This is a genomic window from Kushneria phyllosphaerae (assembly GCF_900312995.1).
In the GTDB taxonomy this organism is placed as follows: domain Bacteria; phylum Pseudomonadota; class Gammaproteobacteria; order Pseudomonadales; family Halomonadaceae; genus Kushneria; species Kushneria phyllosphaerae.
Map to the genome: position 1 here is coordinate 1 of NZ_ONZI01000042.1, position 397 is coordinate 397.

Genomic DNA, 397 nt, shown 5'->3' on the forward strand with positions numbered 1-397 from the left:
GTTCCATAATGTGGCATTAGAAGACTAAGCAATCAGTTTTAACGAAAAGCATTCAGTCTTTTTCAAAAAGCAGGACAATCTCACTAACAGATTGTCTTGTTTTTTTGTGTGATTTATTTTCTATTCTAATTCAACCTGTGGTATGATGAGAGCATAAGTATCATATGAAATGATATGAAGTATGTGGAAGATGGACGGGGAAGAATATGGAAGCAAAAATCACTTTAGAACCTTTTGAACGTATCTTAAGCGGTTACCGCAAAGTAGAAGAGTTAGCAGTGAACGTAACTGATTGTTCAAAATTAGCGCAAAAATACGCAAGATTCGGCGTTGAAGGCTATCGATTAGGAAACTATGTCGGTACAGGGTATCTGAACCGTTATTTAGAGTGTATGGT

General features: G+C 36.3%; 1 protein-coding gene. It reads left to right on the forward strand.

The window, feature by feature from the left end; all coding sequences use genetic code 11:
* Nucleotides 1-206: 206 nt before the first annotated feature.
* On the forward strand, nucleotides 207-397 hold a 191-nt coding region (locus KSP9073_RS18000), incomplete at its 3' end, for a hypothetical protein (protein ID WP_207771520.1).